Here is a 14,732-nt window from a genome sequence, read left to right as displayed (position 1 = left end):
GGCCGCCTGACGCAGATGGCCGCCGTAATCGTTGCGCGATGGTATGATGCCCAGCAATCACCGCCAGGACCCCACTGCGTTCCCATGGATTATCGAAAGCCTTCCGACCGAAAAAGCATGCACGCGCGCATCGTCCAGGAACTGGGCATGCAAATCGTGTCCGGCCGTTTCAAGCCTGACGAAAAGCTGCCTGCCGAAGCGCTGCTCTGCGAAGAGTACGCCGTCAGCCGCCCGGTCCTGCGCGAAGCGACACGGGTTCTGGTGGCCAAGGGTCTGGTTTATTCGCGTCCGCGTGTGGGCACAGTGGTCAAGGCGCGCCGCGAATGGCATCTGCTGGACCCGGACGTGTTGCACTGGGTCATGCAAAGCTCGCCGCAGAATGATTTCTTCAACCTGCTGACCAGCGTACGCGCGGTCATCGAACCAGCGGTTGCCGCACTGGCCGCGCAGCATGCCACCGACGCAGAGATCGAGTCGATCCACGAAGCCTATCTGCGCATGGAAGCCGCACCGACGCCGGAAGACCTGCTGCAACCCGACCTCGACTTCCACAGCCGCATCGCCGACGCCACCCACAACGACCTGCTGGCGCACTTGTGCAACATGCTGTCACTGGCGTTGCGCGAGGCGCTCAAATACTCCAACAAACGCCCTAACCTGCACGAACTGGCCATGCCTCGTCACAAGGCAATCCTCACCGCCATCCAGAACCGCGACGCACTGGGCGCACGCCATGCTTCGCTGGTGCAACTGGACGATGCGCGCAATGCGCTGAGTGTAGTGCTGGGCGGTGGTTGACGGGTTTCCAGCTTGAGGGTCAACCGTTTCAGGCGGCTGATGTTCTCCCCCTCTGGATGCATCCTATCGCCAGCACGTACATCAACAGGCTGACCAAAAACGGGGCGCCCAGCCACAGAAAATGCTCGCCCGAGCCGACGTTACCCGAAAATATCAGAGCGCCAATCACTGGCGCTACACCGCCCACCAGACTCAGCAGGGATGTCAGCCCCCCCTGCAGCTCGCCCTGATGCCCTGCCTTGGCATGACGCGACAGCTCACCACGCAACGCTGGCTCGGCAATCAGCCCGACAGCATGGAAACACATTCCCACCAACGTCAGCCAAACGCTTGCAGCGGCCGTATAGAAAGCATAACCCAGTAAGCAACAGGCATAACCGGTAACGATTATCCGCTGGTTGGACATGATTGGCGTCAGCTTGCGTACCAGTACGCGCTGCGCGAACGCCATGCCCAGGGCGAGCGCCGCCAATGCGTACGACACTTCAAGCATGCTCCAGCCATAACGCATCTGATTGGCCAGCACAAAGCAGCTTTGAAATATCCCGTAGGCGAACCAGGAGCACGTCGCAGCCAGCAGATACGGGCGCAGGCCTTGCGTACTCCATAGTCCTCGCAGGCTGCCAAACGGGTTGGTTCGCCGCCATTCGAAGGCGCGCCGATGCTCGGCCGCAAGGCTTTCCGGCAACCTCATGTAGCCATACAGCAGGTTGATTGCCGCCAGGCCGCCAGCGACCAGAAAGGGCAAGTGCGGCCCGTAAGACGCAAGCCCCCCGCCTATGACCGGGCCGAAAACAAGCGCTATGGCGATGACACTGCCCGCTGCACCGTAGAAATGCGTGCGCTGCTCACCCTCACTGATGTCCGCAATATAGGCCATCGCAGTGGCGATATTGGCGGCAGTGATTCCTGCGATGGCACGGCCTATCAGCAAGACCGTCAGGCTGCCGGCGAAGCCAGCCATCAGATTGCCCAGGCACATGCCGGCCAGCGCCAGAAGCAATACCGGCCGGCGCCCATGACAGTCGCTCAGCGCCCCCAGCAGCGGCGCGCACAGAAACTGCATCGCCGAATAAAGTGTCAGCGCCACGCCCAGCGCCAACGAGACATGCTCGGTAGACGATGGCCAGATAGTCGCGATCAGCGTCGGCATGACAGGAATCGCCAGACCGATACCAAGCACATCGAGCCCCAATATCAGAAGAATGAAGCGCATGGGTGGGCGAGTTTCACCTTTTGAGTAACCTCCAGACATATGTAGACCTCAGACTGATTAATGCAGGCGAGCAGGCGTTGAGCCTGCTCGCCATGTTCCGCAACGACGGGTTATCGATCACACTCGGCAAGTTGCCCGATCAACACATCGGCAATTTGCTGGGCGTGGACGGACAGGCAAGTAAAGTGATCCCCAGAGACATCGACCGTTCTTACCTTTGCCGCACTGAACAACTCCCAGCCCCAGGCATCCGTGTCACGGATCTCGGGCAGGTTGATACCGGAGGGCATCGAGTCGACCGCCCTGAACAGTACCAGTGAGGCATCAAGCGCAACCTTGGGCGGGTCATAGCGCATGCCGAAGGCGGCAGCAGCCTTGTACACGTTGAACAGCCCCCGAATGCTTCCCTCATCGCCACGCGCATCCAGCAACCCGTGACTTTCCAGCGTGTCCTTCAGATAGCGGATCTTTTCCTCGTCACCCAGGTGCTCGAGCGCCTGCAACTCCTCGCGGCTGAGCTTGATTGGCTTGTCGAAGTAATGCCCGAAGATACTCAGCAGCGAACCCAACACCTGAGCATCGGTAGGCACCTGCATTTGCGTATACGGAGGGGCTGCCGAGTCGAACAGCGCCAGCAAACCCACCTGGTCGCCACGTGCTTCAAGCAGTCTGGCGATTTCGTACGCCACTTTTCCGCCAAGTGAATGGCCGCCCAGCAGATAAGGCCCATGCGCCTGAACCGACTTCATGCAGCGAATATAGTGTTCGGCCATCTCCTCGACGCTGAGGTGAGGCTCAGCCTTGCCATCGAGCCCCAGGCATTGCAGACCGTAGAAAGGCCGTTGCGCGCCCATGGCCTTGGCCAACCCAAGCACCTGATTGACGTTGCCGCCCATGCCCGGCAGACAAAAGAATGGTCTCCCCTCGCCGTTTCGCTGCACCGGCACCAGACAGTAACGTACGGCGGCTTCATCGGCGTCGATTGGCGTATCTTCGGCGACACTGTCCAATGAACGGGCGATTCGCTCGATGGTCGGTTCATCAAGGAACTCGGCCAACGTCAGGCACTGCTGAAAGCGCGAACGAATCCGCGAAATCAGCTGGGACCCCAACAGTGAGTGCCCGCCCAGATCGAAGAAGTTATCCAGCACACCCGGCATATCACCGCCCAGCAGCTCTTGCCACAACTGCGCGACTTCCTGCTCCACAGCATTGCGTGGCGCAACACGCTCGGCACCGGAGTCGAACAGCGGTGTTGCCCGGCCCGCCGACGTCGCACCGCCGCGCTGCAGTTGATCGATCAGTTGCTGCAGATCCTGCGCCTTGTGCACGATGATCTGAGCAGTGTTTTGCGCCAGAGCCAGCTCGAATAACTGGCAACCTTCTGCGTTGGTCAGCCCCCGCACATCGTCAATCGGCGCCTGCTCGGGATGCGCATTGTCATAGGCAACACGCATACCTGCCTGCGCCCATGCATCCCAGTTGAGCGAAACCACAGGCATGCCCTCCTGACGACAGGCCTGCGCCCTAGCGTCCAGATAGGCGTTGGCAGCGGCGTAATCCGCCTGACCAAGCCCCCCGAGCACCGACGCCAGCGACGAACACAGAAATATGAAATCGACAGGCTCCTGGCGCAAAGCCTCTATCAGCACATCGGTGCCAACCACCTTGCTGCCCATCACCTGTGCCCATGCATTTGCCTGGCTCAGTTGGATGAGACCGCTGGCTTGCACACCTGCGGCATGTATCGCCCCACTGATACACCCATGCTGAAGCCTGACCTGCTGAAGCGCAGCAGTGAAAGCCTCACGATCAGCACAATCGACCGCCACGTGTTGAATCCGCGCGCCTTGCTGTTCCATCGCCTGCAGCGCTTGCCCGACCTCATCCTTGACCGTCGCCGAACGGGACATCAGGACTAAGGTGACAGCTTTTACCTTCGCAGCCAGATGACTGGCCAGCGCCAGCCCCATGCCGCCCAGACCACCGGTAACCACGTAGGTCCCGCCCTCCTTGAAGTGCAGTGAAGGTTGCGAGACTTGCAGCGCTCGCAGGCAAGGTTCATGCAACGTCTGTTTGCGCAAGGCCAGAGTCGGCGCAAGCGGAGAAGCCTGATCGGGATCGATGTGCTGGAGTACCTGAAGCAGTAGCATCTCATTCTCGGCCGCGTTGGCCAGCGGCAGATCAAAATGACGGCAGCGTATCTGCGGCAGCTCCCAGGTAAGTGTACGAACCACACCAGACAAGGTTGCTACACAGCTGTTGACCGGCTCATCGTCATCCACCTGGCAGGCACCTTCGGTCACCACTGACAGAACAGTGGTGTTTATCGCATGAGGAATGTATGCCTGTACCAACACCATAAGATCGGAAAACAGCGTAATGGCGGCGTGCTCGCCTTCCGCAAGCTGCGTCTTACCGGCCATGTAAATGATCTGGCTCGGCAAGGCATCTTGCGTCGCCAGTGTATTAAACAGCTGTCCATATGCTTGTGCGTCGCCGCGAGCAATTGTCGCGATCGTAGCGCCAGAATCACCTGCATCGCCTATGCAGACACTGTCCGGCGGTAGCGCAGCGAGAATGCTGTTATCGGCTGCAACGCCACGCGTGACAACCAGCCAGGGCCCTTGTAACGGCGAGTCGCCCCTGGGAGGCAATGCCGGCCGCCATGCTGGTACCTGACACCAGTCCAAGGGCTCGGTGCGCTGCGCGTCCGGTGCCACTCGCTCATCGCGCAAAGTAAAGCCGATCACCTCGGCCAGCAGAGCACCGATTCCGCCGTCGTTATCGACTTCGAACAGTTGCACATCATAGACATTGCTGCGAACTCGCCGTGCATAGCTGTAAAGCCGGGAGCGCAGTGGTGCATGAATAGTCAGGCGCTGGTAATGGAACGGTAATCTGCGGGTGCTGTTTTCCATGATCGAGAGAAAACCAGTCGCCATGTCGAGCAACGCCGGATGCAGCGCAAAGCGCTCAAGGTCAGCGGCAAACACCTGATCCAGTTCCAGAAGCGCCAGCCCCTCATCCTGGCCGAGCCAGATCGAACGAAAGCACTTCCAGCGAGGCCCGAACAAGCCGAGACGCGTGTTCAATGCCGCATGTTCGACTTCATCGGCAAGACAGTCAGTATGGTCGGACTGAAGCTGCATCAGCCCTTTTAGTACGAGGCGCTCCCGGTTGTGGCGTTTTATGAAACCTAGCGCGTGCAGCATTCTGTGCTGCTGCGGAGCGTTACCATCGTCCGATACCGACTCGAGGAAAAACTCAGTGCTCTCGGTGTGATCCTTGAATGTAATCAGCACGCTTTGCGAGGCCTGCTCATCTTCCAGAACCAGAGGGGTCGGGAAGTAAACGTCACTCAGTTCGATCAACTCGATGCCTTCAATGCGCGCGTAGGCATTGCGTACCAGCTCGACACATCCGGTGCCTGAAAGCACTGGCTTTCCTTCGAAAACGCGATGTTCGTCCACCAGCCAGAGTTGTGGCGACAGGCTCAATCGGAACTGCCGACGGTTACCCTGCACGCGCTGCCAATGCAGGAACAACGGTTGCTTGTGCTGCGCGGAAGAAACCGTCCCGGCAGCCTCGATCCAGTGGCTGTCCCGCGCAAACGGATAAGTCGGCAGCGGCACGCGTGCGCCGTCTGTACACCCTGCGGCCTGCGCCCAACCGAAACTTGCTCCCTGCCTCCACAATGACGCGATGCCTTCCGCCAACGCCGCCTCGTCCGACCGGCTGTCCCGTGCATGCCGAGTGCAACCAAGCACGCACAAGGGCTGAGCATAGGATTTCAGTGCACTCTGAAGAGCACGGCCCGGGCCGACTTCGAGAAAAATCGGGTCTTCCAGTTCGTCGGCAAGCAGCGCGATACCGTCAGAAAAGCGCACGGTATCGAGCAGATGAGACGCCCAATAATCACTTTGGCTGCTCGAATCGATCGAGAACCAGCCACCGTTGTGGTTGGACACGAGCGCGATAGTCGGAGACTGAACAGAGAACCCGCTGACAACTGCCTTCAACGCGTGCGCAGCAGGAGCCATCATGCGGGAATGAAAAGCGTGCGAGGTATCCAGTACACGCCCCACGAGCCCTTCCTCGGCCAGTTGTCGCTCGACCCGCGCAATGGCCTCAAAATCACCGGCAAGAACACATTGCAGCGGCCCATTGACGGCCGCCAGCTCCACGCCGTGCCCCAGAAAGCGCGCGCAATCTGCTTCAGAGAGGCCAACGGCAAGCATCGCACCCGGAGCTTGACGTTGCATCAGGCGGCCCCGCTCGACAACCAGCTTCAAGCTGTCTTCCAGACTGTAGACACCCGCAAAACAGGCTGCCACCAGTTCACCAAGGCTATGGCCTATCAGCGCCTGCGGGTGGATACCGCGGCTTTGCAACAACAGGGCGCACGCGTACTCGACCACAAAAAGTGCCGGTTGCGCGATTTCCGTACGGCTCAGACTGTTGGCTGTATCGCCACCCGCTGGCGGGTATAGACTGGCCAGAATGTCGACGCCATAACGCTTCAATATGACCGTGCAGCGGTCAACTGTCTGTCGAAATACCGCCTCACTGCCGTAGAGGCCCTTGAACATTCCCTCATACTGGCTACCCTGCCCGGAGAACATGAACACGATCGGACGGTCCTGTCTGCGCTCCATGAGCGCTGTGGACGAAGGTGTCTGCAGCGCGTGCAAGGCTCCGGCAATGCTCTGGCTGACAACGCTGTCCCTGAAGGCAAATCGTGTGCGGCCCTCTCCCAGCGTGAAGGCGATATCGCGTATATCGGCCACCGGGTTCTGCAGACAGGTGATCAGTTGCCGACGCTGATGGTCCAGCGCTGTAGCGGTACGTGCGGAGAACGGCAGTATGTACCAGCAATCGCTATCGTCATGCGGGCGCACTGACGGCTGCGGAGGCTCCTCGACAATGACATGAGCATTGGTCCCGCCGATGCCGAAGGAGCTGACGCCTGCCCGACGTGGCGAGGCCGTAGCCGGCCAGGGTCGGGACGTCGTGTTGACATAAAAAGGGCTGTCGTTGAAATCAATTTCGGGATTGGCTCGCGTGAAGTTAAGGCTTGCAGGCAGGACGTCGTGCTGCACGGCAAGTATGGCCTTGACCAGCCCGGCGACACCTGAAGCCGCGTCAAGATGACCGATGTTGCTCTTCAACGAACCGAGGGCACAAAAGCCCGGCGTGAAATTTGGCAAAGCGCTGGTATAGGCCTGCGTCAACGCACGGACTTCTACCGGGTCACCCAGGCGAGTGCCGGTGCCATGCGCCTCGATATAACCAATGGAGTCTGCACTGATATTCGCTGCATCGAGCGCGGCGCTCACCACCTGGGCCTGCCCGTGAACACTGGGCGCGGTATAACTGACTTTGCTGGAGCCATCGTTATTGACCGCCCCGCCCTTGATCAAGGCATGAATATGGTCGCGATCTTCGATTGCCCTGTCAGCCAGTTTGAGGACCAGCACTGCACAACCACTGCCACCTGTGGTGCCGCTGGCCTGCGCATCGAAAGGCCTGCAATGGCCATCGGCGGAAATGATGCTGCCCGGTGCCGCCTGGTAACCGTAGTATTGAGCTTCGACGGAAGCACCGCCGACGATCACCATATCCGACTCGCCCCGCAGCAAGCTTTCGCAAGCCATCTGGACCGCTACCAGTGAGGAGGAGCAAGCCGTCTCGACGGTAATCGCAGGTCCGGCGAGATTGAGTTTGTAAGCCACACGCGACGCCATGAAATCGCGGCCGTTACCCAATAGCCACTGGATGTTCTCCAGTTGCAGCTCCTGGCGCCTCGGGTAAACGTGATCAAGCAAGTAATGGCTGGTGCTCGCGCTTGCAAATACGCCTACGCGCAAATCGTTCAGAGAACCGCCATAACCGGCGGCTTCCATAGCGGTCCATGCGCATTGAAGAAAGATGCGCTGCTGAGGATCCATCAACTGGGCTTCACGAGGTGAGAAGCCGAAGAACTCGGCATCGAACTTGTCGACATCCTCGAGACGATTGCCACACTTGACGAAATCGGCACGCTCCAGCAGATCAGGGCTTACGCCATGCGCGAGCATGACCTCGTCACTGAAATAAAGGGTCGACTCCACCCCCTCGGTGAGGTTCTGCCAGAACTCGCTCAGGTCAGCGGCGCCCGGAAAGCGCCCGGCCATGCCGACGACCGCCAGCGTACGATTTCCGGGATCAATGGCAGGTGATGCCTCGCTGGCTTGGCGAACCTCCGGCAGCGGCCCATGCAAGCGTTCCAGGTGAGCGACCAGACCACGCAGCGTCGGGTATTCGAAAAGGTCTGTCATGGCCACGGGCGCCTGCAAAAGCTCGCTCAAACGTTTTTGCGTCTCGACAATGCGTAACGAGTGGCCACCGAGATCGAAAAAATTGTCGTCCGAATCGATTTCCTGACAATCGAGTACTTCCTGCCAGATCTTTCTGACCTTGTTGTGCAGGCGTTTTCCAGCGGGCCTGACGACCGCAGGAGAGGTCGGCATCTTACCGACCGCAGTGCCTTCCTGCGCGCGCTGATCAACGAGGTTTTCGAGTGCCTTGCGATCGACCTTGCCAGTACGGCTAAGCGGTAGTTCGGGCAAGCAGATCAGACGCTCCGGCACCATATGTGTCGGCAGCACTTTCGCCAGCTCTGCACGCACCTGTGCAATGCTCGGCTTGCCGACGTAATACCCCACCAGGATCTTGTGCTCGTGGTCATCCTGTTTAACGACCACGACCGCCTGCTCAAGCCCGACTATCGCGTTCAAGCGCGCTTCGACGTCGCCCAGTTCAATGCGGAAACCGCGAACCTTCACCTGATTATCGATACGCCCGACATAGCTCAGGCTTCCATCGAATTGACGAACCACAAAGTCGCCAGTGCGGTACAGCCGCGCCTCGGGTGAAACACCATATGGGTCTGGAAGAAACGCTTGCGCAGTGCGCTCATCCAGATTCAGATAACCCTGTGCCACCCCGTTCCCGCCAATGTAAAGCTCGCCGGGTACACCGCAGGGCAGAGGGTTCAGGTACGGGTCCAGAACATACATTCTGACGTTGTCCAGAGGCCGCAATACCAAGGCGCCTCGTTCATCCCAGTAATCCTGGGCAGATGCATACACCGTCGTTTCGGTCGGACCGTAACCATTGAGGAAACGTCTGCCGGTTGCCCAGGTCTGGGCGACGTTCGCCGGACAGGCCTCACCGGCGCTGATAATGACTTTCAGCTCGGCAAGCTCGGCATGGGGGAGCAAGCGCAGGGCCGTCGGCGTGATCTGCAGATGAGTAATACGTTGCTCGCGCAGAAGCGTCACCAGATCCGGCCCCGGAAGCAGCTGTTCAGAGGCGGCAAATACCAGCGTAGCGCCGCTGATCAGTACCGGAAACACCTCGCCACAGACCCCGTCGAAGACAGGCGAAAAATACTGCAGTTGTCGCGACTGAGCATTCAGTTCCAGCGCTCGCGCAAATGCATTCGCGGTGTTATCGATATTGCGCTGCGAAACCATCACCCCCTTGGGCTGCCCGGTCGAGCCAGAGGTGTAAAGAATATAGGCCAGATCCTGAGGCTCACGCTGGCAGGCCGGAGCAGACCATTCGCCCTCGGCACCTTCGAAGTCGTCGACCAGCAACGTCTCCAGCCCCAAAGCCGCAAGCTCGTGTGCCAAGCCTTGATGACCCACCACGCGGCGCAATGCTGCGTCTTTGATCATGTAGCCCAGCGCACCTTCCATCGAATCCTGCGGATTCAAGGGGACAAAGGCACAGCGCGCCTTCAGGATGCCAAGCATGCCTGCCACCAGATAGGGATGCCGTCCAGTGAACAGGCCGATGTGCTCACCCGCTTGCACACCCTTCTTTATCAGCGCGTGCGCGATGCCGTTGGCTAACCGGTCCAGTTCCGCGTATGTCCAGCAGCGTTGTTGCAACTGAAGGGCCATAGCCTGCGGAGTCTGACGTACACGCTGTTCAAAACGGCTGACGATATCGCCGTCGCCGAAGTCGCGTGACGTGTCGTTGAACTGGCTGATCAGCCTCTGATGTTCGGTTGCAGGAAGCATCTTCACCTGAGCAACGGTCTGCTCGGCATTGGCCAGCATATTTTCCAGCAGGCACTGGAAGTGCTCTGCCATGCCCGAAATGACGGAGCGCTCGAACAGTGACGTCCGATATTTGAATACCCCACTCACCCCTTCGCCTTTAACAGCACGCAACTCCAGCATCAGGTCCAGCTTCACCTCAGTGGAGGCAAGAGAAATTTCTTCCGATTGCACATACGGCAAGGTAAGCGGTACGGCCGTCGTGCTCTGCACCACAAGACCCACTTGGAAAAAAGGATGCTTGCCGGGCAGCCGCTGCGGGTTGAGCACTTGCGCCAGGTAATCGATCGGCACCGAATGATTTGCCTCGGCGGCAAGCAGGGCCTGGCGACTCTGCTCGATAACCTGCGCCACACGCAGAGGGCCTCGCAAACGCAGCCGTAACGGAAGCAGGTTAACGAAGAACCCGATCAGGTTCGCACTTTCATCATGGTCCCTTCCCGAGAATGGCATGCCGATCAAAATGTCGTCCTGCCCGGTGTAGCGATGCAATAGCAGCGCGAACGCGGCGTGCATGACCATGGCCGGCGTGCATTGAAGACGCAGGCAAAGCTGATCGAGCCTTGCCGAGCAATCGCCAGGAAGAGTCAGCGCAACGTAGTCGCCGGCCAGCGGATTTCCTGCTCGCGGGCTGGAACGCACAGGCAGTACCAGAGGCGGCGGCAAGTCCTTAAGCGAAGCCTTCCAGGCGTCTAGCTGAGCCTCGAACGCCCCGCTTTCGAGTTGATTTCGTTGCCAGGCAGCATAGTCCTGATACTGAGCCTCCAGTGCGCTAAGCCTGAGGCACTCACCTTGCGTCAAATGCCGATAAAATGCTGCCAGTTCCTGACGCAGCAAGGCACTCGACCAACCATCGTAGGCAATGTGATGCAAGGTCAGGCACAGCACATATTCATCCGAAGCGGTCTGCAGAAGCACCGCGCGTATCGGCAGTTCCTTGTCCAGCAAGAACGGCGTGTGCACCTCCCGCTCCAGTATGACCGAGAGCGCTTCGCGAGCGATTTTTTGCTGCCTGAACGGTACGCGCGCGCTGTCAGCGTGACTTGTCACAACCAGCGGCTCTTTCTGCGTAAGGCCCTGAGCGTCCACAAACGTTTCAAGCTCGCAGGTGAAATGCGTGCGCAAGACTTCATGACGCTCAAGTAGCAGATTCAATGCACCTTCCAGCGCAGGAATATCCAGTTGCCCGGTCAGACGGCATATTTCCGGCATGTTGTAAGCGGTGCCCGGCTCACTGTGCTGGGTCAACCACAGACGGCGTTGCGCAAACGAGAGACGTTGGCGCTCGATACCGCTACTGCGTCCGATCGCGGCAGGCCTGGAAGCGACACTGGCACCTTGGGCGATCTGGATCATATTCAGCATGATCTTTTCGGCGACCTGAGCGACGGTGGGCCCTTCGAACAGGTTTGCAATACTTAGGGCCACACCAAAGCGCTTTTTGATGTGCGCAATGACTTGAGTGACCAGCAGAGAATGCCCGCCACTCTCGAAAAAATTGTCGTCAATGCCGATACGCGGCACATTGAGCAGTTGCTGCCAGTCTTCGACAAGCTGTTCTTCCAGACTGTTGCGCGGTGCGGCATAAGCGCGTGAGTCCTGCGCCCAATCGGGCTCAGGCAGGCTCTTGCGATCGATCTTGCCATTTGCGGTCAAAGGCAGTGCTGGCAAGACTACCAACAGGCGCGGCACCATATGGCCTGGCAGACGCTCGCCAAGGTAGGCATTGAGTTGCTGCGCTGTAGCGCGGGTTTGCACATAACCGATCAGTTCGGCCTCGGCACCTGGTGACTGACGGGTGACCACCGCGCATTCACTCACATCAGGATGGTCGGCGAGTACGCTCTCGACTTCACCCAGCTCGATGCGGAAGCCACGAATTTTGACCTGGTTGTCACTGCGGCCCAAAAACTCGATGGTGCCGTCGCGCATGTGCCGACACAAATCACCGGTGCGATAGAACCGCTGTTTGCCGATGCCAGGTAAAAACCGTCCGCTGGCCGAGAACGAACCTGTCAGGAAGCTCTTCTCGTTCAATTCAGGGCGATTCATGTAACCGGACGCCACCGCGCCGCCGCCAATCAACAATTCGCCGGGGACAGTACGCGGTACCAGATTCAGCGTTGCGTCGACCAGGTACAGGGAGGTGTTAGGCAAGGGACCGCCGATAGGCAAGCTGCGCTCAGAGTCATACCACCCTGCATCGGGCTCGAACGTGGCGCTTTCGCAGGTTGCCTCGGTGACTCCGTAAACACTGACAACCCTGGTATGCGGTCCACACAGCGTCTGCATTTTCCGATACTCGTGGACAAACCACACGTCCGCACCGCAGGTGAGTGTATGCAGGGTATCCAGACGCCGTGCGGTCTCTTCCAGGTAACGAATCATCTGCCGCAGGACCGCAGGCACGAACTCGAGCAACGTCACCCGTTCAGCTTTGATCAGCTCATAGAGTCGTTCAGGGTCAGCCAGACTCTGCCGAGGACACATGATTAACCGCGCGCCAACCGCCAGCGCGCGGACGACATCGCTCATGAATACGTCAAACGTGAAATTGGCCATTTGCAAAATGCCAGTAACACCCGGCTCGGTCTGACCGTAAGTCTGCTCCAAGGCCTGCAGCAGGCTTACCCAACTGCCGTGAGAGACACTGACGCCCTTGGGACGACCGGTAGAGCCGGAGGTAAAAATGATGTAGGCGATGTCTTCCGGTTGCGTGTTGCGCCCCTCGAATTCGCTCTCGAGCAGCGTGCCGGTGGTCTGCGGCAAATCATCCTGCAGCAGGCACGGATAGTCCTGCAGTTGCTTCTGAAAGGCGCGCAGCGTCAGGACCAGTCTGGGCTCGATGTCCTTGAGCAGATCCGCATGACGCGCATCGTCGATTGCGAGCGGCACATAAATACCGCCCACCTGATGCACCGCCAGTAACGCGACGATGACCTCTGGGCCATAGCGTTGCACTACCGCGATCCGGTCACCATGACGAACACCGGCAGCATGCAGATGACCCGCCAGTACCCGGGCCTCTGCATCAAGTTGCGCATAGCTGTATCGACGGTCCGCATAAATCAGCGCATCCATCTCGCCCCACTGCGCGGCACTGCATTTGAACCACTGATGGAAAGGTGCAAAAGGCGCTTGCGGCGCTGCCGGCTGATGATTAGCCAAGCGCAGCGCCTGCTCCACGGCTTCGTCAGACAACAGCGAAAAATCGTCAATAGCCCCGTCCGGGTTGCGCGACACCTGCTCCATAATGATCAGCAGGCTATCGATCATCCCCTGCACTGCGGTCTCATCCAGCAATGCGGTGTCATACTCGACCGCGCCGCTCATGCCGCGCGCAGTCAGTGCCAGGGTCAGACTCAGGTCATATTTGGCGGTGCAGGAGTCGAGCGTATAAACGCGAGTGCGCAGGTTTTCCAGCTCGACCGAAAAATCCTCGTTGGCCATATCGAACAGCACCTGAAACACCGGCGCATGGCTCAAAGAGCGCGGGGGCTGAATGGCCTCGACAATCTGATCGAAAGGCACATGGGCATGCTCGAATGTATCGAGCACCGAGGCGCGAACTCTTTTGAGCAACTCGACGAAAGAAGGAGAACCCGATGCATCGATCCGGTTTGGCAGCGTATTGACGAAGAAACCGATCACGCCTTCCAGATCAGCGGATTGCCGATTCGACATCGGCGATCCGATGACCAGATCCGCCTCTTGCGTATAGCGATACAGCAGCACGGAAAAAGCCGCAAGCCCTACCATATAGGGCGTGACGCGACAGTCCTTGGCCAGTTTTTTCAGCGCGTCCGAGACGGCTGCAGGCACTTGAAAATGACAACGCTGCCCCGCGTAACGCTGAACGGCAGGACGCTTGTCATCCAGCGGTAGTGGCAATACCGGAGGCGCACCGGCCAATCGCTGCTGCCAGTGAGCAATATCGGGATCTCGCTCAGCGCTCGATGGGCTCAGACTTAAATAGTCGCCAAAGTCGAAGTTCAACGGCTCGACGTTCACCTCGCTGCCCTGCACCAGCGCCGAATAGGCTGAGGCCACTTCAGAGAGGAAGATCTGCATCGACCAACCGTCGAAAATGATGTGATGAACATTGATCAACAGAACATGCTCGTCGGTCGCACAGTGCAGCAACGTCGCGCGCAGAAGCGCTTCATGCTCAAGATCGAAAACATAACGGGCTTCGCTTTGCTCGAACGCTTTCAGCGCAGCTTCGCTGTCCGGCTCGGCTCGCAGGTCAACTTTGCGAGTCAACAGTTGCTCGTTGACAAGGCGAATGACCGGTTGCCCATCGATACAGGGAAAACGATAGCGCAGTGCAGTCTGGCGCTGATAGACACTGTCCACCGCCCGCTCAAGGGCTGCGCAATCCAGCGCCCCGTCAATGCGCAGCGCGAAAGGCACATTGTATGTGGCGCTCGCATCTTCCATCTGGTGCATGAACCAGAGGCTTTTTTGCGCAGGCGATAAATTCAGAAACCCCCGGGCTGCCGGGGTCGGACTCCTGACAGCGGATCCGGTGGTTGAAGTGACCGTTTTTTTTTGGGACATGACCATCTCCACCTCGACAGCGAACGATGTCGCTGCGAGGACGGGTT

Annotated in this window: 3 protein-coding genes; 1 reads left to right on the top strand and 2 read right to left on the bottom strand. The window is 59.0% G+C overall.

Features of this window, described 5'->3' with window-relative positions:
- The first annotated feature begins 84 nt into the window (after positions 1 to 84).
- Entirely contained in the window at positions 85 to 798 is a 714-nt protein-coding gene (locus tag BT119_RS00170; RefSeq protein ID WP_003368499.1) for a FadR/GntR family transcriptional regulator, read from the top strand.
- 28 nt (positions 799 to 826) lie between these two features.
- Here the strand turns inward: BT119_RS00170 and BT119_RS00165 are convergent, their stop codons facing one another.
- The gene (locus BT119_RS00165) at positions 827 to 2,014 is read right to left on the bottom strand and encodes a tetracycline resistance MFS efflux pump (protein WP_003368498.1); all 1,188 of its coding nucleotides are present in this window, start codon (positions 2,012 to 2,014) and stop codon (positions 827 to 829) included.
- Between the two features lie 110 nt (positions 2,015 to 2,124).
- Positions 2,125 to 14,685, bottom strand: coding sequence for a hybrid non-ribosomal peptide synthetase/type I polyketide synthase (locus BT119_RS00160; protein WP_072364405.1), 12,561 nt, complete (start codon positions 14,683 to 14,685; stop codon positions 2,125 to 2,127).
- Positions 14,686 to 14,732: the final 47 nt, after the last annotated feature.

The sequence above is a fragment of the Pseudomonas sp. NFACC10-1 genome (assembly GCF_900119195.1).
Lineage (GTDB): Bacteria > Pseudomonadota > Gammaproteobacteria > Pseudomonadales > Pseudomonadaceae > Aquipseudomonas > Aquipseudomonas cerasi.
The sequence above is the reverse complement of the archived record's forward strand: the minus strand, read 5'-3'. Positions and strand labels throughout refer to the sequence as shown.